The organism is Neobacillus muris, assembly GCF_943193175.1.
In the GTDB taxonomy this organism is placed as follows: Bacteria; Bacillota; Bacilli; order Bacillales; family Cytobacillaceae; genus Neobacillus; species Neobacillus muris.
The window spans coordinates 1-22,663 of record NZ_CALPDF010000055.1 but is presented as its reverse complement, the minus strand read 5'-3'; the positions used below and the strand labels follow the sequence as shown (position 1 = coordinate 22,663).

Genomic DNA, 22,663 nt, shown 5'->3' with positions numbered 1-22,663 from the left:
CCTTGGCCCGTGGCCCACTTGGCCCACTATGTTAGGTGCAATCCACAGGCACCTGCACGACTTGCTTTTTTGCGCTGCTTTCAAGAGCAGCCTCAATAATTTTTATAACTGACAACCCTTCATGTGCAGTAACAGGAGCCCTTTTTCCTTCCAGGATGCTTTCGGCTATCTTTTTATAGTAGGTTAAATAAGAGCCATGGACCGTTTCGATTGTTTCCTGCCTCTCCTGGCCCCCATCTATCGTAACGAGCTTACCGTAATATGGCGGTTCATCTGCTCCCCATGATGGATCAATCGGCTTTTTGCCTTCCTTAAGCGCAGCTTCCTGTCCATCAAGCCCGAACTTAATAAAGCTTCCTTTGCTTCCGTGAACCTGAAAACGCGGCCCATTACTTGGAACAATTGAACCAGCATGCAAAATGACCCGCAGCTTCTCATACCCTAAAATAAGATGGAAATAATCGTCCGTTTCTGCATTCTCTCTTTGCATAAAAACATCCGCAAAGACGAATTGCGGCCAGCCAAATAAATCTAAAGCCTGATCAATTAAATGGGAACCTAAATCATATAACACACCTGATCCGGGACCTGGCTTTTCTCTCCACCGATTTCTTACATCTGGTCTGAAACGATCATAATGGACCTGATAGGTATTGATGTCTCCAAGCACCCCATCGTTCACCAGCTTCTTGACCGTCAAAAAATCATTATCCCATCTTCTGTTATGATAAACACTTAAAAGCAGCTGCTTTTCTTCGGCAAGCTTCATAAGCTCCTCTGCCTCCCAGCTTGCTGCCACCATCGGCTTTTCCAAAATCACATGTTTGCCTGCCAGTAAACTTTGCTTGGCCATTTCGTAATGCACACCGCTTGGAGTGGAAATCACCACCAAATCAATCGTGGCATCCTCGAGAACCTCTTCTAATCTGCCTACGACTTCCACATCACCTAAGTCCTGTTGAACCTTTTCCTTTTTGGAACTAACCACCTTCGCAATTTCAAATTCCTCTAACACGCTGAGCAAGGGCGCGTGAAAGGTAGCACCCGAAATTCCATAGCCGACTAAACCAACCCTAATTTTCCTCATTTCGTTCCCCCCTGTTTTCTTCATCCTCTGTCACAATCAAATCAATCTGATTTTCTTTTATTTTTTCCCTTACAGCTTCATCCGGATATTGGTCGGTAACAATCACATCAATGTCCGCAATATCACAAACCTTGTGGAGAAATGCCTTTTCAAACTTCGTATGATCAGCCAGCAATATAACTTGCCGTGCACAGCTGATCATTTTTTTCTTTAAAAAGGCTTCATCCTCGTCAGGAGAAGTAATGCCTTCAGGACTGATTCCGCAGGCGCCAAGAAATAATTGGTCAACCTTGTAGTCATTTAGTGTCTCAATGGTTCTTGGACCTAATAGATTTCTGTTTTTCCTATTGAATTTTCCAGGCAGCAAAAAGGTTGGAATATCCGTATGTTCTCCTAATAAATCCACGATATCAATCGAGTTGGTAATTACATGGACCTGCTTGCCCGCCATGAATTTAGCCATAAGCGCGCCAGTTGAAGAGGCATCCATCAACAAATCATAATCATCCTGAATCAGTAAAGCCGCGCTCTGGGCAATTCGTTCTTTGCCGGCGGTAGCTTGCCGTTCTTTATAATCGATGACATTCCGATTGACCGAGGGAAGTGTCGCGCCTCCCTTTACCCTGATAATTTCCCCGCGCTCTTCGAGTTTGACAAGATCTCTTCTTGCTGTATCCTTTGAAACATTAAAGGCTTCACATATTTCTTCCAATGAAATGCTTTTATGTGAAGACAAATACGATCTTATCAATTGCAGCCTGTGTTCTTGATACATAGCCTCAAAACTCCTCCATCCACTTCCGACAAAATGGAAATCTTGATTCCCATTATAATAGATTGTTTTCCATAAATCCACGGAAAAACTTAAAAAAATTAATGAAATTAAGTTTTTTAAGTTTTAACACTCATACGAGTTAGTGAAACAAACAGCAAGCTATTTTACAATTTCTAATTGGTGTAAAATATTGTTAAGAAGAAATTTTTTACGGAGGGTAATGAAAATGAAGATTTTGTTTGATGAAACATACACTTCAAATGACGGAAAATATACTAGCAGGAATATTTGGTATGGATATGCTGATATATCTGTTGACAGTCAGCATGGAAAAACCATTAAGCTAACTGAAGATTTCATGGTTCAATTATGCGAATTAATAAAAAATGACTTATCTAAGAATGCAGCAAATATGCCTACTCAAACTAACTGGTATTTCTATGGAAGTGCTGTAACTAAGGACGCTATCGGAGACAATATCCGTCCAACAATTATGGTTCGTGAGAAGTCTGGCGAGTTTACAACTAATTTTAATATCAGTAACCACGATTTTGCTGTAAATATTGATGCTATTCTGTTGTTTAAGGCGAATTTTGAAAAACGATTAGCGGGTCATTGATAAGTAGAATAAATCGCCAAAATGGACCCTGATTCATTAGCTTCCATTTCTCATTTAATCCGGATTATTTTAGAGAAGTGCTGGAACACTTCTCCCGTTTTATCCTTTGAGAAAAACTTGGATCCTGGAAATCTTTTAAAAAGAATTAAGCTTGGCACGACTCTATCATTCAAAATAGGAATATTAATTAGGCTATATTATAGCTCTGAACGTTGATTTTCTGTGCTTGAAAAATAAACGGAGAAATTCCGCTTAAATTGGGAAATATGGGTATTTCCTTAAAAATAAGAGGATTTTTTCCGTTTATTGTATCAAAATTAATAAATTTTAGCTTATTTAGAGCCGTTAAGCGGAATTTCTCCTCTTATTTCAGCTTCCTAAGGGCCCTCAATATACAATAGCGGGAATTTCTCCGCCTATGAATTCTCATATCAACAATAAACTATATCAGAACCTAGATCCTTTATGCTTCATTATTTGAACAAAAAGCGTTCCTGCTTGTTCCAGAAATGCCATTCCTTCAATGAATATAATTACTGAAACATGCCTAGCAGCCACGTGACGAAGCTAGAATATGCATATCTTCAATGGAAAGTTTTGATTCACCCCATTATCCTATCGAGCCCTCTAGCATCCAATTCATTAGATGCTTGCGGTCCCTTTCAAACTTTAAAAAGCAATAAAAATAAAGCAGCTGTATCATAAAGTGAACTGCACCCCAATTGATCAGCCAACCCTCACCATATTCCTTCTACCATTCTCTATTTCTCTAAAGTACCAATCGACAAAATTCGGGCAGTGACAGGCACACATCCGATGGGAATTCGGGAAAAATCGTTTGAACCTGAGGGAATTTAGTACATTTATTTTGTTAACAACCGATCTTTTACCCCTTTGGTTTCTCCAAGCTATCATTAAAATAATCCAGATCACACCAGGGTGCAGGATTTTCTAAACAATACATTTCATAGAGGTAATTCTTTCCTAGCTCCGATAATCTTCCTTTTCCGTCTATCCTCCAAGCATTTCCGTATGAATCAGTAAAAGCATATTCAATTCCATACGTGACATGCATCCCGCCTTCTAAAAACCCAAATTCCTTAATAAATTTTCCAGGAGGAATCTTTTGAAATACTAAATAGGGGTAAAGCGCTTGATTACCAGATTTTGTATTATTTGCTTTCATTGTTTCCACTCCGTCATAAGGCGCCGCACCAGTGATTGCAACTGCTACAATTAATACATCATAGATTGGAGTATTGGAAGTGTTTTGAATGATAACATCAGATTCACCTGTACTTCGCGTTAACCATGCTGCTATTTTCCTAGCTTGGGCTTCTCTTTTATCCTTATTAAGCTGTTTATTACTACGAACCAAATTCATCACACTATAGGCAGTTAAACAAACCGACAACAATGCTGCTCCCGCTGAGATCGATGCAGGGATAATACTAGTTACCATGAAAAGTCTCCTTATTTGTGAATATACATACTACAAGTTTTTTATATGGAAAATTATATACGATATTCATGGTTAGTGTAGCACAAATCTAATCTATCCTGTTGTTCCACTGATGATAAAAGTAGCCAATATCAAAATAATGAAGGCGCATTCGATAGAATGGTTCCTTTGAAAAAAACATTCATAAAAGGTTCACACCCATGGAACAAAATATCATGTACGATCCATATGACAGGACTTCTCTTGGGGAAACAATTCTCGCAAACCACCTATGACCTGTAATGAAGCGGCGAAAGGATCGTGTTAAAATGAGGATGACTTCCAAAAGTTACGGGGAAGAGTTGGAGATTAGGAAATACTATATTAGAAACTCTCAGACCATTACGGTTGAGATTTTTAAAGTGACGGAAGGCTACAAGAGTTTCGCCTATAGTAGTTCTATTCACCATTATGATCTAACTGGAGCAGGGTATCACGAAGAAATAGAGCAAAGCATCGAATTAGCCATAGCGGATTTGCAGGAATTGATGAAAGAGACGGACAAGACCACGGAGGGAAGCCATTAATGCTTCCCTTCTTTTCATTTCCCTATAACCTAGATTTTCCCAGTACCCTCCAGCCTTGTTGGCCAATTACGGCAGCAAGAGAATTATTTCCGTTATTAACTGGAGACTGCGACACAGAGAAAACCACAACGATTCGGAAATTTGTCCAATATGTAATTGTGATAAAGTACATTTAAGGGAAATACACAATAAATGTCCAACACATTAGACATTCCTAAAATTATATAGTATGATAAATGTCAAAAGTATTGGACAAATCAGGTGATCAAATTTGAAAAATATCATAAAAGCATTACGAAGAAAATTAGGGATAACGCAGGAGGCTCTCGCCAAAGAATGTGGTGTTGTCAGGCAAACCATTAATTGTGTAGAAAATGATAAGTATGACCCAACTCTAGAATTAGCCTTTAAAATAGCAAAGGCATTAAATACGAAGGTGGACGAGGTATTTATTTATGAATAAATTTCACCCGGAATACATCATTACCATGAAAGATATCGTACAAGAAGGCGCTAAAATATTGCGAAAGGTGACCGAAGAGGTTAAACTTCCTGTTTCGAAAGAGGATCAAGATGCTTTGCAATGTATGCTTCAATATTTGAAAAACAGCCAGAATCCAGAGGTGGCCAAAAAGTATAGACTCCGTCCTGGTTCAGGATTATCTGCCAATCAAATTGGTCTTGATAAACGAATGTTTGCCGCACTATTTGACGATGGACAAAAGGATCTCGAATGTATGCTACTGAATCCAAAAATCATCAGCCATTCTCTGAATATGATTTATTTACCCCAAGGAGAAGGCTGCCTTTCGGTTGATCGAGATGTAAAGGGATTTGTTCCGAGATATGAGCGAATTAAGGTAAAAGCTTATGACATAACGGGCCAAGAAGTCATTCTCAAATTTAAAGGATACGGCTCCATTGTCATCCAACATGAAATCGATCATTTAAACGGAATCATGTTTTATGACAGAATCCATAAAGAAAACCCCTTCAAATTGCCTGAAAATGTGGATATTGAAAGTTTGTATTAATTTAAGGCGTACATTCTTATGGACAACATATTTTTCACAATAGAAATGGTACTTACGCTTATGTAGGTACCATTTCTACTTAACTGTAAAATCTCTAGATACTGTCACCTAGTTTTTTAGGATCACTGAATGCTCTTCTTCCCGCTGCTGGCTGCCTCGTGGAAAAATGAATCGAAAGAGAAGAAAGCACCGTTCAAATGATATACCAGGCCGTTAATCTCATCCCCTTGCCTCACATGATGATTTCTGATATTCCCCATAGCTTTTCGATATCCACATATTCTACCTCAAAAAAACTAACTAATCGTTTGATTAAATATCAAAAATCCCCCAATAAATAAGGGACGAACACCATTCACAACCTGAATTTTTTGTCAGTTAAACAGACGTTTGTTTGAATATCGGTGCAACCGCATGGATATCCAATACTCTCCCCTTTTTCCTTAAAAAAACCGTCGAATAATCGGTTCATAACACCAGCTCTAATGTACTTCCTTCCAAGACTATTCATCTCCCCCTGCACTATTACCAACCAACTAATCAATCATTTGATTAATTCAAATGACCCTTGTCCTTATAATCAGTTGCCACTCTCTTCTACCATTTTCTAAAAACCTATCAATCTTCGACAAAATCCGGGGGGTGACAGGCACTAGAATGAGCGGATAATGGCTAGTTGTGCCTTAGCTGTTTTCTTGATTGAAAATCTAAACGCAAAATTTTTGATTGCCAGAGAAGAATGAAGTCGCGGTCCCCCTGGCATCATAAGTTGCAACTCCCTACTATCATTTTCTATTTATCTAAAAACCTATCAATCTTCGGAAAAATTTGGGGAGTGATGGAAACCGCAAACTAATAACCAGGTTTCTTAATAATGACTAATCTTATCAACAATTTCACTTCGATTAATGATACCAATTCCGTTAATATTTAATCTTTTTAACGCGTGTAAGCAACGGTCTGCATTCTCCTGAAAAGTTGCAAACGAAATGGAGAAATTTGTACAGGATGAAAAGTATCTATTGATAAAATTTAGGTAATCCAATTTTTCCTTAGTCTTTTGTTTAATCGGTGGGTCCCTATCTTCAACTATTGCAAGGTAATTGTCCAGCTTAGCTTTACATTCTAACAGTTCGCAATAAATAGTTTCTAATTTCATTTCTGGATCACCCATATAAAAAGCAACATCCATATTCGTATCCGGGTGACCTTCCTTTTCTCCTAACCTTCCATTCTCATCATAGATTCGGCAATCCTTGATAGTTACATAGGACGATGGAAATAGAACCTTAATTGCTCCTAGTTGAGATAATAAGTATTCTAATAAGTCCCCGCGAAATTGATCAAATTCCTCTTGAGAGAATGCATACACCTCTTCAGTCATACCTACTATCTCTTCCCAATTTGTTTCGGATACGTGAGGATACATCATTCGATAATCAGGCATTAGTACATCTACTAAATGACTTCTATCAAACTTTTTTATAGTTGGAAACGTCAGCAAAATATCACAAAATACATCAAAGGACCACACATTTGCAAGAAATTTGTCGGTTAACCGGCAAATAATATGTCCTCCCTCGAATTGAAGAGGAGGACGTCCGTGAAAGGATATACTCATATGTTTTTCACTCTTCCACTTCATCATTTTGTGGAAAATATTTATAAGTTCCTATAAGAAGCTGAGGTAACCCCATCCTCGTTGTTATTTGGGCAATGAATTCCCTACCATACGGCCAAACATTTACAGGTACATTGTTTTTAACAAATTGGTCTAGAGCCTTTTGTAACTCCTCACTATTATAAAGTTCTGAATTCAATCCACTTATTCTATATTCCAGAATAAATGTAAATTGAATATTGAAGATTAAGTTCTCTTCATGGTCTTCTTCAAATGCTTTAATATCAAAAAAAGCGGAAGTAGCAAAGAAATCATCTTTATAATACTCCAGTCGCTGCGTCATCTGAATGTTTGTGTCAATTTGACTACTTTTTAACAGTGAATGATGAAATCGTTGACTGTTGCAAGATTGAATAAAAATATTATCTAGATCGACCGCTCTAATAAGCTGGTTGTAAACATTGTCCATCATAAATATTCTCCTCTTTATAGTTTACCTTGTTATAAAAAAGACAAGTTCCTTTTGAACTTGTCTCTGATGTATACACCAAATCAGCATTTTCATAATAGCCTTTAACACCAGCAGGATTAATGGAAGTACGATAACTAGCCATTAAATTGAGTGCTTCCAGTCTTTTCTTTAACATGAAAGGTAATTCCAATAGCCAATTGAAAACATCCTCATAATCCTTCAGCTCTTCAATTGTATCTACCTGGAACAGCAGTCTTTTTTTTAGCGACTGAATATTTATGCTAAATTGATCAAACTTTTCCTTTACGATAGGAAACGGATTAGGTGCTAAAGACAGAGATAGGTCAGTATAAATCCTCTTTCCCTCTTCTTTATACCAACTAATCGAGTCCAAAGCTATCTTCTCTAAGTACAAGAATTCTTTGGGATCACTGAACGGTCTCAAGCTCTGAAACTGGCTGTATAGTTTCTCGAATTCCTTAAAGGACCATTCGTAAAACTTAGAAATACTTTGAGATACATCATTGCGTAGGTCCATATAAAGGGAGGAAGCTGATAAGTGGGGTTGAGTATTAATATTTCTTTCTAATGTAATCCGATAATTCATTCCCATCATACCTCTCTTATCATATCTTCTTACTTTATAATATACCACAATTTACTAATTCTCAATCAAGATTCATTGACAAAATTCACAGTTTTGAAAATTTCATATAAATCCAGGACCATAACCCACAAGAAAATATTTGAAAAAACACTATTTTACTCCACATCCTCCGTAAAATCATACATCTTTAACTTGATCTGAAAACCTTCATACGACATAAGCATCTTCCCCACTTCTTCCCATGAATATGGCTTTCCATCAATAATAACGAGAGGAGTGCCATCAGAAGTGCGGTGGTTTTCGGCTAGCCGGAGATAGAAGTCCCAGTCTCAGTAATTGTGTACTACGGGATCCAATTGGCCTATAGTGTTATGTAGTGATTTTCGGTAAAGACTGCCGGATGGGACGAAGGTTGAGAACTTTCGCATGGCTTGGAGGTCTTGGGTGTGGGCAAAAATGAAGCGGCTTTTTGGTTTTCTTATGTTGTTGTCCAGCCCAAAATTGACGATCTCGACGACCGAGTAAACCAGATCAAAGTCTGCAATTGTCTCAACCATTGTTTTTATATGTGTTGGGACAAGTAAGTCGTCATCATCCTTCGCATGATGAATTAAATCTTTGACAAAATTCGGGTTGTGACAGGCACACTAAAAACCTATCAATCTTCGACAAAATCCGGGGGGTGACAGGCACTAGAATCCTTCCGGTGAATCCACATGAACTGTTGGGCTACCCTCTCGTAAGGTGTAGCATGGTCCATTTCTGCATCCTCATCATAATGGGAAGCAGGTGTATATTTTAGCTTTAATTGTGTATCAATCTCATCCGGCGAGATCAGGACTTGAACGGCATTATAGGCTTCCTTACCAAATGACCCAACATGGGGAATGCCTGTCTCCAAATTATAGGAGATGGCGAGGAATGCACAAAGGAACCTTTCTACTCCATTTTCCGCCTTAAACCATGTTCTAATCCTATCCTCCACCTCTTCTTTTGTCCCCCACTTCTGCCATATCCACAATAGCCCATACACATCATGATCCGTAGTATTCTGATCAAGAAAATCAATTTTTTCTGTTGCCAGCTTAATTCTTTTTATAAACGAAGCAGCAATATCAGCAATCTCTTCTTCCGTATGGATAATATCAGTCAAATCTTTTTCCTCAGAAGGACGCATCCACCAAAAGATCTCTTTAGCAAATGATATAGGCTGGGCAATCGCTAATATCTGCTTCGAAAATTCCACCCGCTCCTCTTCCGGTACTCGTTTGATTAATTGAGAGATGAGAACCGCAGCTTGGCTCCATGTTGTCACAATTCCAAACGCCCCATCCTTTCTTGAAAAATAAGAACCCATAGTTACCAACATTTCTGAAAGTTTTTTTGCGGTACTAACAGGGACAGTTTCTTCCACATAGCGCAGTTTTTGAATCAACCTAGACATCCCATGCTGTTTCATCACTTTATTTAATTCATTTAAAACATCCTGATCTGATGAACTTTCTATTAATTGTAAAAGATTTTTCAGCCAGTTATCTGGAACATCTCCTGCTGGGACGGTATATTTAAAAAATCTCTCGAAATACTCACTTGAGCACACTCTTTGTTTTGCCGTCCATTCCCGATCCCAAGTATGTCCGTAATAAGTATTATCAGTAAAAACTACCTTTGTTCTTGGAAAGAGGTCCTGTAAAAATATTTTTAGAACATATTGATGATCTTCATTAAAAACTTGCATGGCCTCCAACACCTGATCGCGATATTGTTTGATCTTTTCCTTATTGGAAGTGCTGCTTCTGCCTGGAGTTAAAAAGAGATCCGAATTTAATCTGACGAATTCATAGAATTCAGGAAAGAAAACTCTAAGAGATTCGATCAGGATTTGATCAACGGTGTTCACCTCATCCTTTAATAAAGGAATCGAAAAGAGTAGAGAATTTAAATAACGCTTTACCATTCTTGGCGTAGTAATGACATTCCCGATGGAGCGATCCCACGTACTAACAAATCGGTGCATTTCATCTCTGTTCAATTCCATTTTGTTGATTTCCAGTACCTTGTCTATTCCTGAAAACACCATACTTCGTAAAACAGCTGGGTCTGCTGGCGGCATATGCAGCGGAACTTGTATAATTTTTTCAAGGAAGGAATCCCCTTTATGATGAGAAGCGTTATCTTCATATAAAATTGCTAAACTTTTAGCTACGAGACGATCGTCAAACGCCAGGATATATGCCGTATAGGGGAAATCAGCAATTAGCTTCACAAGTTTAAAAACCGTTTGAGTCTCATTCCGATTTAGCCGGTCATTGTCGTCAATAAATACAGTAATCCCACGGCCCTTTTTTTGTAGCAGCTCAATAATCGAATCTCGCAAATCCATAATATCCGTATCTTTTGAAAAAGAGTTGCCTGCAAAAAAGGAAGTGATTTGGTTAATAGACAAGGAGGTAATGCCTAGATTCACTTTTAACGAGGCAACCTTTTCACCATAGACCCTCAACAGTTTTTCAAGCAGAATGGATTGTTCCGTTCCATCCTCCTGCCTAACCGCCTTCCCAAATTGGATAAAAAATTGCCGAATAAGCTCTTTTTCATTTTCAAAAAACCAAGGATTGAAGTGAAAGACAATCTCATCCTTTAGGGATTTCCTAATAAGGTTTAGAACAGATGTCTTACCACTTCCCCATTGACCGAATAGACCGATAACAAGTCCTTCAGAATACCCCCTCATATTGATAATATTTGAAATTCGCTGGGCAAATGAAGCACGGTTGAACCGATCATCTTTCTCTGATTCAATGGGATAATCCAGGAACAGCTTTTCATTTGATTTTCTCTCATTCTTCCTTTTTCGTACATAAACGGCAATCGAACGAGTTACCATCCAAAGAATATAAATTGCTCCTATCCATGCCATAACCAAAAGTGCCGGCTTTAAGGTACCCTCTACATAATTAAAAAGAGAGGATACCCAATATTGAACAAATGCCAGTAAAATAGAACTGATAATGATATCGAACTTTAATTGAAAGGCTGGAATCTGCATCATCTTAGACACTATTTTCCGTTTTCTAATCTCGTCCGCCATAATAAAAAGAACGACAAACAGCAGTGGAAGGAAAAACCAATAAGTCTTTATAAAAGGTACCTCATGGGTAAGAGATTTCAACATCCTCTCCATCATGATCAGTAAGATAAAAATAATAGTTGACTGTAAAAAAATTTCCTTTACCTTTTCCAATTTCCGCTCCCCTTTTTCTCTATTTGGTCATTTGCTTCTTTTTTTACTTAACTTACTAAGGAGTCCTAACAATTCATTAGTATATCTTAAAAGGCTAAAATAGTAGTAACCGTTTACTCGAATCTAGGGAAACTAACAATTATTGACCCCCCCAATCATTAAGTAAAATTTACTCATACAAAAATTTGTTATGGCTATACGAAATTATCAAGCGTCCATTACATCATGCAATCCAAATTGGGTGCTCAAAAAGGGAAGCCAACTTATCTCTCCATACTCCGTCACGAACCAATCAATCGATCACTTAATTAGATCATCCTTGTCCAATAGAGCAACAGTTTAACAGTATTGCCTATGTGAAAATGGCTTCAAAATTAGTAGGTTCTCTTTTATTCCAGAAATGAAGCTGCTTCATCAAAGAATCGAGATCTTTTACCATTCTTTTTTACTATTTTTTAGATTAGCCACTTAATTATAGGGAATTTACTATATATCTTTAACAGGATATGGTATAATCCCATTATCAAATACATAGTTCGTACGAAAGGGCAAAGCCATTGAAAGATGGTGCCGCAAAACTATAGGGGCTAACGTTTTCCAAACTATGCCAGCCAGTTACCGAATATGAAACCTTCCTTGCGAATTATGGAACAATAGGAGGGATACTATGATTTATTTTCTAGTAGGCACCCTGTTTCATGTTGTTCATCATGAGTCTCATGATGGCTTCCAAAAGAGGCGACCAACAGTTAGAATTAGCAGAAAGCAAACACCTATAAAGTTCTTCTTTGACCAAAGGGTTATTGGTTTAAGAACCTTATTATCTTTTGATTACTCAATTTGAAAGCGGTTACACATCATTAGACTAAAGCCCTTACCAATGTAATGGATCAACCAATTGATATGGGAGTTGATTTCGATGGACGAGCAAGGGAATTTTTTAGTTGGATTAGTTTGGGGAACCTCTCTGAGTGTTCCATTATGGTTAGCACTTTTTGGCTGGATCCGAATTATACTTCAAGTGATCTTTTAAGATAAATAGAAAAAGAACTCCGCTGCTGGAAAAATTGGCAGTGGAGTTTCATTATTATGACTTAAAAATCAATGAGTCTTGGCTTTCATTCGCCTATTAACTAGATAGGATACCGTCAAAAAAATAAAAGCACCAAATGAATCGATTAAAACGTCTCTAAAGGAAGAGACCCTCCCTGGCCTAAACGATTGATGGTATTCATCGGTCATCGCATAAAAAAAGGTGATTAGCCATGCCAGGAGATAAGAGAATCGTTTCGCTTCCAATGATTTAAACAATAAAAATGCAAGCAGGCCGAATACGAGAAAATGAGTTGATTTTCGCAAGGCAAGGTTTAAGATACCAACCTCATGATTATCTGCATTCGGTGTACTGATTGCCTTATGTTCCGTTTCTACTACTTTATGGATTGCTTTAGAGGTGTTTTCCCCTGTAAAATAGGGCAGCTGCGTAAAGCAAAAGATACATATCATCCATACAATCGCTGCTATTGCCCACTTCTTCTGCTTTGTCACGATACCACCCCCTTGTTGCCTAACAAAAAAATAGCTCCCCACCTCAATCCATTTTCCCTTAAATATGGTAAAAAGGATATTCCCTCATTTCCCTCCCTCTTAGTAGGGTAAATTCTGTGATTGGTATCTTCCATATTGCCATGATAGTGGTGGTCTTTCTGATTATTTGCTACAATGCTAGGCGAAAAATTAATCTGATTCCTCTTCTACATCATCCGTTACATCATACATTTTTATCTTTATTTGAAAGCCTTCAAATGACATAACCATCTTTCCAACTTCCTCCCATGTGAATGGATTTCCATCGATTATAACTAGTGGGGTACCATCAGAAGTATCATCATACTCAATAATGCCGGTTACCTGATCATCGATTATTGAATAGAGGATTTGTCCATTCGGAAAAGCATTTGTTTCTACTTGTTTCTTTGCTATCCCTTTTCGTGTTTTGGCGATTAATTTGGTAAGCAGTTCTAGCTGATCACAGTCTAATTCACCATGTACAGCAAATTTATAGCCAAATTCAATAGTTTCTATCGCTTCTAAGCAGATTCCTATAGGATGAATCCGTCGATCCACCTCAAATGTGCGACTAATACCCTGATGATCCTTCAATGAAAAAGTATCTGGCAGCTGCTCCAGTTTCAAATCAAGCTCCTTGGCCATGAGTTCATTATAACAATTGGAACATAAATGCATGCTATTGGGTTCCATACTTAAAACAATTTTCGCTTCAGCTGCTTCACAGCTTTCACACAAATTCATGTTATCACCTGCATTGTTTTCTTCCATTTTACCACAGCACCCGCAGGCTCCATCACAGACCGGAATTAACAATGTAAACAAACAATTAATTAAATACGCCCAAAAACCCGGTACAAAGGGACTATGCATCTTAAATACAGTAGAATATTGTCAATTAAATAAATGATTGTTTAAAACGAAGAAAAAAACTGTTAAATCATGTTCAATCAAACTTTCTAGTCGTATTATTTGCTGAAAAACTAGTCTATTTCTTGCTGACTCCCCTCGTTTTCAACAATTGATGATTGAAACATGAAGGATCCTGTCGACCGGCAGCCCCAAAAAATGAAACAAACATTTGATTGATTTTGCATAAACACTTGTCTAGAAAGACTTTTATTCATTAATTGACATGAATTTTGTCAGTCATACAAATGTTTGTTTAAAAGTGTCACAAAAGCTGCTTTGATTAAGGTTTGCCCATCTAAACAGAAGAGAAAATTGGAACAAATAAACCGCCAAAATTCGTGTAGTACCTGGCACCTTATTCAACCAGACTTTGACAATACTTTTCTTTTCTCATCTCTTCGGTTCCTTCATAAAACCCAAGCAGGCTGTCCATATTCATAAAACATGGGGGCACTGTTCTCGAGTACTTATATAGGGGAAAACTGCTCCAAGGATAATATTCCGGCCTCCTGACCATTTTGGCTTCAACGGGATTTAAATGGATGTACCGGCTGACCTCGAGCATTCCTTGTTTATCTTCAATGATATGGTCATAAAATCGTTTCTCATAGACATGCCCCGTTAAGCGGTACTTCGTATTATAGTAATTGGCGTACCGTTTATTGATGAGTGACATCAGTTTGGAAAGCGGCACCTCCGAACTGCGGATCTGCAGGTGATAATGATTGGTCATCAAGCAATAGGAAGCCACTTCAAACGGATATTTCTTATGCAGCTGGCTTAGGATATGGAGAAAGGCCTCAAAGTCGGAAGCACTACGAAACAGCGGGTCACGTCGATTCCCTCGGCAGACGATATGGTAAAAACGTTGGGGGATCCAGATTCGTTTCTCACGTGCCATATCAAGTTTCCCTCGCGATGCTCTGTTGCTTTTGATAACTCCGGCGTCTCAGCGTCATTGCTTCCCAGATGGCTTGCTCAGAAATTTCTTCTTCCCCCGACAAATCAGAAATAGTCCTGGCCAGCCGGATAATTTTAATCTGCACCCGATTACTCCAGTTTTGTTTTGCCGCCACATTTGTCAGCATGCTTTGCTGGTTACTTGTAAGCGGGCTCGTCTCCATCAGAGTTTCAACTGGTACCTTCGCATTGGTGATTTCTTGCTGATAGCGCATATATTGGCGATCACGTGCTTTTTCCACCTGTTTCTTGAGCTCAATGGAAGATTCGTTCTGGTTGATAGGTTGATTGAGGCTAACCGACTGTAAAGATAATAGGATATCAATCCGGTCATATACCGGCCCTGACAGACGGTTTCGATAGGTTTGAATTTGTTTTGGGGAACAAGTGCAATAATGGCTGGAGGAGCCAAGGTATCCGCAAGGGCAGGGGTTCATGGCACCAATAAGGATAAAGGAACAAGGATAGGTCACCGTGGAATGAGCACGGCTAATCGTCACCTCTCCGGTCTCAAGCGGCTGCCGCAGCATATCCAACGTTTTTTTGGAGAACTCTGCTATCTCATCTAAAAATAAAACGCCGTGATGGGCCAAAGAAATTTCACCCGGCCTAGGTGTGGATCCGCCGCCAATAATTGCAACGGATGATGCAGAATGATGGGGATGCCGATACGGGGTATGACGAGCTAATTTCTCACCTGCCAGCTGATATAAGCTCATGACCTCCAGCTGGGATTGATTGGTTAGGGAAGGCAGAATTGATGGAAAGGTCTCAGCCAGCAAGCTTTTTCCACAGCCTGGCGGCCCGCTCATTAACACATTATGCTCACCAGCCCCCGCAATCGTCAGCGCTCGCTTCGCTTTTTCATGGCCGATGACATGAGCAAAATCTTTTAAGGGACGATCCGGAAACTGTGGCACGGGAGCACCATTGACTGCTGCAGGTAACAACTCCAAACTTTCTTGGCCCTCTATATGCTGCACAACTTCTTCTATATGCTGGACCACTCGACATTCCAAGCCCTGCAGCATTTGAATGGGTATCATAGGGTCATAGGGAAAATACACCTTCTTGATTCCCAGATTCTTTGCCGCTGTCAAAGCTGGCAGCATCCCTTCCGCCTTCATCACCGTTCCATCCAGTGACAAGGCACCAATAAAGGCTGTATCCAGTGGAATGTCCCCTTTAATGAAATTCAATTCCTTTAAAGCGGCAATGGCGATAGCCAAATCAAACAATGGACCATTTTTCTTTTGCTCCGAAGGTGAAAGATTCACCACCACCTTCTGGTCTGTCACATCAGCATCAAACCGGCTCAGTGCTGCAATCACCCGTTCCCGTGACTCTTTCACTGATGCATCAGGCAACCCGACAATGACCATCGACTCCGTCCCAGGCGAAATCCTCACCTCCACCTGAACGCAGTAACCTTCCAATCCTTTTAACCCAATACTTGACACCTTTACAGTCATAAAACAACCTCCTGCATAGCCTCGTATTTTAAAGTCAGCTCATAAAAAAGGGATTTCTATATAAAGAAGAGTGAATAATAATGAAACGAAGGAGAAAAAAACGATAGAGGAAATTATACGGAAGTCATACTCTACACACCCATTCTACCACTTCCGGCACCATTAGCAATCAAGCAATCTTCGACAAAATTCGAGCGGTGCCAGTGGATTGCGCCTTGATCGTACCAGGAGATGCTGCTGTTTTATATGCGTTGTTTGAATACGGGCTTACGTTACTCCTTTAAAAAGAAAAGAAGATCACCAACCAGCCAACCTCACAATAATCAGTTGCAATTTTAATCTACTATTCTCTATTCATCTAAAACTATCAATCTTCGACAAAATTCGGGTGGTGACAGGCACCAGAATTATTCTCCCCTAGCGAACGTAAGGGTTTTCCAGGGAAGCATGACAACACCCATTTGTGTTACAACTGATAAAACCATTTTGGTAATTTTATTAAAGTTATCAAAAAGTCTTACCTCACCTGTAGTGGACAAATACCCTAACATTTTTTTATTTAAAACCAAATAAAGCTGACCTGCAATATGTGGCACGAACAAATAAAAAGATGGTTAAATGTATTTTTTATGTCATGCTATATCAAGTTTATCTTATCTACCGTTTTAGGCAAATAAAACAATATTGTTACACTTCTAAAATTTCCTTATAAATCCAAAGGCACCAACTACTGCTACAATAATATAGATAGACTGGATAAGATGGTATTGATTTGATATAAACATGAAACCTATAAAAAACCAAAAAGCACAGTTTCGTTAATAAATTATAAATAAAAATACACTAGAATATTTAACTAAGTTTCGATAAATTCTCACGAACATACGCAATCTTCCGGTTACCATAAAGGGAAATTCCAATTATCCCAAATTAATAAAGTAAAGGATAATGAAATTAAAATACAACCAACTCCACCGCTACCCAGTACCCTAGAAACATAGGAGATACTGTAATAACGGAGTAATTAAGGTTAGAAGTAGAAAAATCACATTATAAATATAATTTTTAGCAATGCCCGTCCCATATCCCTATTCGGATTTCAATTAAATTCTTGAGTTACAACAGATAAAGCGGCTCCAATAACTTGATGCATATCATAGTATTTATACATTCCAAGCCTACCACCAAAGATTACATTTGGCGTTTTTTCTGCTAATTCGCGATATTTATTAAAAATCCCATTATTCTTTTTATCATTCATTGGATAATAAGGTTCATCACCTTTTTCCCAATTACGTGGATATTCCTTTGTTATAACGGTCTTAGGTTGATGTCCGAATTCAAAATGTTTATGCTCAATAATACGTGTATATGGGGTTTCAGCGTCAGTGTAATTAACGACTGCGTTGCCCTGATAATTTTCCTTGTCCATTACACTCGTCTCAAATTGCAGACTTCGGTATTCTAATGTACCAAATTGATAATCAAAAAACTGATCAATCATTCCCGTATATACGATTTTAGGGAAAGTCTTTAGATGCTCTTCCTTCTTTTCAAAGAAGTCCTGTTCTAATTCAACATCAATTAAATTGCTAGTTAACATTTTTTCAACGATTTGGGTATAGCCTCCAATTGGAATACCTTGGTACCGGTCATTGAAGTAATTATTATCATAGGTAAAGCGAACCGGCAGCCGTTTTATGATAAAAGCGGGTAGCTCATTCGCTTTCCGGCCCCATTGCTTTTCTGTATACCCTTTAACTAGCTTCTGATAAATATCCGTCCCAACTAACGAAATCGCTTGTTCTTCCAAATTTTTCGGATTCTCAGAGCCTGCTGCTGCTTTCAGCTCTTCAATTTTAGCCTTGGCCTCTTCAGGAGTTACTACACCCCATAATTTATTAAAAGTGTTCATATTAAACGGCATATTATAAATTTCGCCACGGTAATTTGCAATTGGACTATTCGTGTAGCGGTTGAATTCAGCAAATTGGTTAACATAATCCCAGATTTCTTTACTGTTCGTATGAAAAATATGTGCACCATACTTATGAACATTTATGCCTTCTATTTCTTCTGTATAGATATTACCGGCAATATGGTTTCGTTTATCGATTACCTTTACCTTTTTACCACGTTTTGCTGCTTCATAAGCAAATACAGCCCCAAATAAACCTGAGCCAACAACTAAATAATCATAAACCATCTAAATTCCTCCACATGACATTAATTTTTTTATAATTAGGAACCAAAGAACAGAGAGACGACTCTACGTTTACTCCCGCCTTTAACCTTAAAGACTATATAGTGGTTGATAATTATTCCGAATGACAACCCCTTTCCCTTCATTCGACAAAAGATTTTAGCCATGAAATGTCAAATATAACTTCTACTAAATTTTTATCCATTGAAAGGAGTAAGGTTCATGCGAAAGAAAATTACCTTTGAGGATAATGCAGTTCGCTTTGAAGAGGTTAATTCTACAATGAAAGAGAGTAAGGATAAGCGATTGTAGGAACTTGATCAATGCATTTTACTTACTTCTAATGGTGAACCCTAAAAAAATATCCCAAAGCTCATCGTGGAATCAATAGGGTCAGTAACTATGTTATTATTTACTGTCCTAATGATTATAGTGTCTTTAAAGTAGCGGGAAAAATTCAGTCGAACAATTAAAAATTGCCATAGCAACCACAGACTTTAACGACTGGCAACTTGCCCACTTCCTTTAAGTTCAACACTTAAATATCTTGAGCTCAAATCCGCCTTTTACGTTCTAAAAGGGGCGAAGAGTTGTCGTTTTGGGAAGGGGTATGATTCACTTCTTTAGAACCACCGTATTAATGGCAGAGGTATAGCTGGCCAATTGCGATAGCCGACTGCAAAATGAAAAGAATAAATTTTGCCATGACTTTAGGCCATCTTTGCCAAAGTTGAGAGCCACCAACTCCAAGAGTCTTACCGCCAAATAAAGCACTTTTGCAATTAGGCAGTGGATCAATATTATACTTTACACTTAACCTCTGCGAGATGGATTCCTAACAGAGAAGCCAGTAGCCAAATTGCTCGCTAAGCCAACAAAGCCATCACGCCTGCCCCCTTCATGACTTCAAGTTCGATGGTCTTCCAAATCAAGATTCGGTGATGGCAATTCTTCATGGCTATAAACAAAAATGAAAGATGCGATTCAGTACGAAGCCCATCAACGAGTACCACGAACAAGGTTCTTTTTATCTAATGAAAGATTTCTCTCTACATAAGACTTACTTTCTAGACCAACTTTTCTTAAAGTAAATGGTACTTTTATAAATTAACTCATCCCCAAATTCCCTCGGCGATATGCAAGAACCAGGATTCTGCAAAGTTCGACAAACTTCGAGTGGTGTCAGGTAGCCAATCTTAGTCTCACGCATGGTTCCTTATAGCTTCTTTTAAGATTTTAAGAACTGATTCTAGGTATCTTAGCTTCTCCCCAATAAATTGGAAAGGGAGATTGACAACCTGGCAACCTCACAATATTCAGCTGTAACCCCAATCTAACATTACACATTAAAAATAGAACCTATCTATCTCCACAAAATTCTAGACTATCTTTACTACATATTTATTTCACTTCACCACATTTAACTTTAACTGAATGGGGTTTTTTCTTTGGATTGAATAGTTTTTCGAATTCTTTGTACCCCATGCTTTAGATGTAGCCAACATTTGTGTGGATGTTTCGAAAACTTACTCGACCAAAGCTAAGAGACTACTTCAAAAAGGATAGAGAAGAAAAATGACAAAAAATAATAAATATGTCCTTAGACTTAAGCAGTTCCCGGATAATAGAAAAGGTTACAAAATTACCTTTGCTTTCGATTTATTAAGATGATTATTCACTTCATCCCATTCGAAATACAAAGGGATGAAGTCCTGGTCACTGATGCCTACACCGGTTTGTACTTCAATAAACTCTAACTCAGTTAATCCTTTAATTCCGTGTTTCTTGCCTGCCGGTAGATGGATAATATCTCCTGCTTTTACTCGGGTTATATAATCATCCAACACGAGTTCGCCTTCGCCGCGGACAATAGTCCAGACTTCGTCACGGAGGTTATGGTAATGGTAACTGGAATTTTTTCCTCCGTGGATACAAATCCGCTTGGTTACCATTTCATTGCCGTCATCGTATTTGGCATAATCAAGTACACGGGACCAGCCCCAAATCCTCTCCTCGTACATTGGAGGCTGATCAAACCCACCGATTAAGTCCTTAATCTTAGGACTTGAGGCTTTGTCTGCTACTAATATTCCATCTGGACTTGCTGCAACAACAACATCTTTAACCCCTATAACAGTAACAGGAATATCCAGTTCATTAATTAAATGAGTATTTTCTGTATCATCACTTAAAATACCTTTTCCAATTTGAGAAGTGGCCATTTCTTCCGTTAATGTGTTCCATGTGCCAAGATCCTTCCAATAACCATTGTAAGGCAACGCTACTATATGATTTGCCTTCTCTACTACTTCATAGTCAAAGCTAATCTTAGGCAGAGTCTTATATTGAAAAGCAAGCTTGTCATATTGAATTGGTAAATCCTTTTGAACTAAAATATCCAGCAAATATTTTAATTTAAATGCAAATACACCAGAGTTCCAAAGGGCATTCATTTTAATTAGTGTCTGTGCCTTCTCTTCACTAGGCTTTTCCGTAAAATGATTAACCGTAAAGTATGATTCTCCATCAATTGTTCCTCTAGGAACAATATAGCCGTATTTTGCAGATGGATATGTTGGCTTTACGCCAACCAGAGCTAAATCTGCCCCGGAATCTAGTAATACATTCTCTAATTCTTTTACATTTTCAAAAAATCGGTCCTCAACGTATGGATCAACCGGCAATACAACGACTACTTCATTCTCAGATACCTTTTGGACTGAGTGCAAATAAGAAGATGCTAATGCGATTGCAGGAAAAGTGTCACGCCGTTCTGGTTCAATAATAAGAGGTACATCCATTCCAACCTGGCTATAAATCATATCTCTTTGCATTTTGGAAGTAGCTATTACTGATGAGTTCGAAAGGCCAACATTTTTTAGCTGACCCCAGACTCTCTGAACCATTGATTTTTTCTCATCAGTATTGCTTTCTAGCACCTTTAAAAATTGCTTTGATCTTGTGTCATTTGATAAAGGCCAGAGGCGTTTGCCTGATCCTCCTGACAGTAAAACAAGATTCAATGATATCCCTCCCAAAAACCTCAGGCCATATTAACCTGATAAATTTCATAACAACCATCTGATATTTTTGAAAACCAAAGAAACCTTCAAACCACATTTTTGCATTCTTAGCACTAACAAGGTCATAGGAATTACTGCCGTCAAGAATAACGGGCTTTCTCATTAAACTGGCATGTTTAGTTAAATCAAAGTCCTTTACTTCATCAATATAGTAAAGTAAGGAAAACATCAGCATCTTAAATTGTCTCTTCAATTGTTTATATTAAATCATAGTAATAACGAATTTTATTATAAACCTAATTTTAGGTACGGTATAGACTAGCCAATCAAATTCCATATATTTCAATAACCAATTCCACTTAATTCACCGTTTACTAAGAAAGTGTTTAGAAATTAATACTCACTCTTCCATAACCTTTGATATTAAAAAAGGAAAGAACTCAAGTCCTCTCCAGTGTATTAATATCACTTTCGCGTTTAATTTATTGAAATAATTAATTATGTCATCCCATCAATATAGAGTGGTGAAAATCATCACTAATCCGATTCCTGTTTGGATCTCAATAAATTCTAATTCCATTAATCCCTTTATTACTTGTTTCTTACCAGCTGTAAGGTGAATAATATCCCCTGCTTTTACTCGGGTAAGAGAATCATCTAAGCTAATTTACCTTCACCACGGACAATCTCCTTACGTTCTCCTCAATCTTAGCTGCAGCCTCTTTTGGTGTCACAATACCCCACATCTAATTTAATGAGTACATATTGAATGGAATATAATTTGCCCTTATAATTTGCCACAGGTGAATTGGTAAAACGATTGAATCTTGAAAACAGTTGCTGGTAATTCCAAACCAATGTTTTAAAGTGTGGAAAATATGTGCACCATATTTTTGAAAGTTATACCCTCCCTCTATAAATGTTGATATATCAACGGTTTGACCCGTTGGTGAAGTGACAAAAAAATATTTTTCGACATGTTTCCTAACAAAATTTTTATATTATGTGAAACTATTCCAACATACGGGTACGCTACG

19 protein-coding genes, 1 pseudogene and 1 riboswitch are annotated in these 22,663 nt (G+C 38.1%); of the genes and pseudogenes, 4 read left to right on the top strand and 16 right to left on the bottom strand.

Annotated elements, in window-relative coordinates; genetic code table 11:
- Window positions 1-31 precede the first annotated feature (31 nt).
- Window positions 32-1,087 (bottom strand): oxidoreductase, encoded by a 1,056-nt coding sequence (locus NFS43_RS22335; protein ID WP_251555117.1) that lies wholly within the window; start codon window positions 1,085-1,087, stop codon window positions 32-34.
- Window positions 1,074-1,862 (bottom strand): DeoR/GlpR family DNA-binding transcription regulator, encoded by a 789-nt coding sequence (locus NFS43_RS22330; protein ID WP_251555115.1) that lies wholly within the window; start codon window positions 1,860-1,862, stop codon window positions 1,074-1,076. The genes NFS43_RS22335 and NFS43_RS22330 overlap by 14 nt, the downstream gene beginning before the upstream one ends.
- A 226-nt stretch (window positions 1,863-2,088) precedes the next feature.
- Between NFS43_RS22330 and NFS43_RS22325 the strand changes: the two genes are divergently transcribed.
- Window positions 2,089-2,481, top strand: a complete 393-nt coding sequence (locus NFS43_RS22325) for a hypothetical protein (RefSeq protein WP_251555113.1) — start codon at window positions 2,089-2,091, stop codon at window positions 2,479-2,481.
- An 886-nt stretch (window positions 2,482-3,367) separates the two neighbouring features.
- Here the strand turns inward: NFS43_RS22325 and NFS43_RS22320 are convergent.
- Window positions 3,368-3,943, bottom strand: a complete 576-nt coding sequence (locus NFS43_RS22320; protein ID WP_251555111.1) for a hypothetical protein — start codon at window positions 3,941-3,943, stop codon at window positions 3,368-3,370.
- Window positions 3,944-4,224: 281 nt separating this feature from the next.
- Between NFS43_RS22320 and NFS43_RS22315 the strand changes: the two genes are divergently transcribed.
- From NFS43_RS22315 to def, 3 genes are all read left to right on the top strand, one after another.
- On the top strand, window positions 4,225-4,509 hold the full coding sequence (locus tag NFS43_RS22315; protein WP_251555109.1) for a hypothetical protein: 285 nt from the start codon (window positions 4,225-4,227) through the stop codon (window positions 4,507-4,509).
- A 271-nt stretch (window positions 4,510-4,780) separates the two neighbouring features.
- Entirely contained in the window at window positions 4,781-4,972 is a 192-nt protein-coding gene (locus tag NFS43_RS22310) for a helix-turn-helix transcriptional regulator (RefSeq protein ID WP_251555108.1), read from the top strand.
- Entirely contained in the window at window positions 4,965-5,543 is a 579-nt protein-coding gene (def, locus tag NFS43_RS22305; RefSeq protein ID WP_251555107.1) for a peptide deformylase, read from the top strand. Before NFS43_RS22310 ends, def begins: the two co-directional genes overlap by 8 nt.
- A gap of 122 nt (window positions 5,544-5,665) precedes the next feature.
- Here the strand turns inward: def and NFS43_RS22300 are convergent, their stop codons facing one another.
- The 13 genes and pseudogenes from NFS43_RS22300 to NFS43_RS22245 form a co-directional block, all read right to left on the bottom strand.
- Window positions 5,666-5,803, bottom strand: coding sequence for a hypothetical protein (locus NFS43_RS22300; RefSeq protein WP_251555106.1), 138 nt, complete (start codon window positions 5,801-5,803; stop codon window positions 5,666-5,668).
- A 608-nt stretch (window positions 5,804-6,411) separates the two neighbouring features.
- The gene (locus tag NFS43_RS22295) at window positions 6,412-7,191 is read right to left on the bottom strand and encodes a hypothetical protein (RefSeq protein ID WP_251555105.1); all 780 of its coding nucleotides are present in this window, start codon (window positions 7,189-7,191) and stop codon (window positions 6,412-6,414) included.
- The gene (locus NFS43_RS22290) at window positions 7,172-7,636 is read right to left on the bottom strand and encodes a protein-export chaperone SecB (protein ID WP_251555104.1); all 465 of its coding nucleotides are present in this window, start codon (window positions 7,634-7,636) and stop codon (window positions 7,172-7,174) included. Before NFS43_RS22290 ends, NFS43_RS22295 begins: the two co-directional genes overlap by 20 nt.
- Window positions 7,605-8,243 carry a hypothetical protein gene (locus NFS43_RS22285; protein ID WP_251555103.1) on the bottom strand — a complete coding sequence of 213 codons (639 nt, stop codon included), beginning with the start codon at window positions 8,241-8,243 and terminating at the stop codon, window positions 7,605-7,607. Before NFS43_RS22285 ends, NFS43_RS22290 begins: the two co-directional genes overlap by 32 nt.
- A gap of 155 nt (window positions 8,244-8,398) precedes the next feature.
- Window positions 8,399-8,524 (bottom strand): annotated as a pseudogene (locus NFS43_RS24620) (DUF7713 domain-containing protein); the annotation flags it as partial.
- Between the two features lie 377 nt (window positions 8,525-8,901).
- On the bottom strand, window positions 8,902-11,487 hold the full coding sequence (locus NFS43_RS22280; protein WP_251555102.1) for a KAP family P-loop NTPase fold protein: 2,586 nt from the start codon (window positions 11,485-11,487) through the stop codon (window positions 8,902-8,904).
- A 537-nt stretch (window positions 11,488-12,024) separates the two neighbouring features.
- A riboswitch (cyclic di-GMP riboswitch) is annotated at window positions 12,025-12,110 on the top strand.
- 478 nt (window positions 12,111-12,588) lie between these two features.
- Complete coding sequence (locus NFS43_RS22275; RefSeq protein WP_251555100.1) at window positions 12,589-13,035, bottom strand: VanZ family protein; 447 nt, start codon at window positions 13,033-13,035, stop codon at window positions 12,589-12,591.
- 189 nt (window positions 13,036-13,224) lie between these two features.
- Window positions 13,225-13,827: a DUF7686 domain-containing protein gene (locus tag NFS43_RS22270; RefSeq protein WP_251555098.1), complete on the bottom strand. Its 603-nt coding sequence runs from the start codon at window positions 13,825-13,827 to the stop codon at window positions 13,225-13,227.
- A gap of 496 nt (window positions 13,828-14,323) precedes the next feature.
- The gene (locus tag NFS43_RS22265; RefSeq protein WP_251555096.1) at window positions 14,324-14,869 is read right to left on the bottom strand and encodes an REP-associated tyrosine transposase; all 546 of its coding nucleotides are present in this window, start codon (window positions 14,867-14,869) and stop codon (window positions 14,324-14,326) included.
- A gap of 1 nt (window position 14,870) precedes the next feature.
- Window positions 14,871-16,400, bottom strand: coding sequence for a YifB family Mg chelatase-like AAA ATPase (locus tag NFS43_RS22260; protein ID WP_251555094.1), 1,530 nt, complete (start codon window positions 16,398-16,400; stop codon window positions 14,871-14,873).
- Between the two features lie 1,099 nt (window positions 16,401-17,499).
- Window positions 17,500-18,606, bottom strand: a complete 1,107-nt coding sequence (gene glf, locus NFS43_RS22255; protein WP_251555093.1) for a UDP-galactopyranose mutase — start codon at window positions 18,604-18,606, stop codon at window positions 17,500-17,502.
- An 863-nt stretch (window positions 18,607-19,469) separates the two neighbouring features.
- Complete coding sequence (locus NFS43_RS22250) at window positions 19,470-19,616, bottom strand: hypothetical protein (RefSeq protein ID WP_251555091.1); 147 nt, start codon at window positions 19,614-19,616, stop codon at window positions 19,470-19,472.
- 621 nt (window positions 19,617-20,237) lie between these two features.
- A complete protein-coding gene (locus tag NFS43_RS22245) occupies window positions 20,238-21,626 on the bottom strand; it encodes a sugar phosphate nucleotidyltransferase (RefSeq protein ID WP_251555089.1) in 1,389 nt (462 codons plus the stop codon).
- Window positions 21,627-22,663: the final 1,037 nt, after the last annotated feature.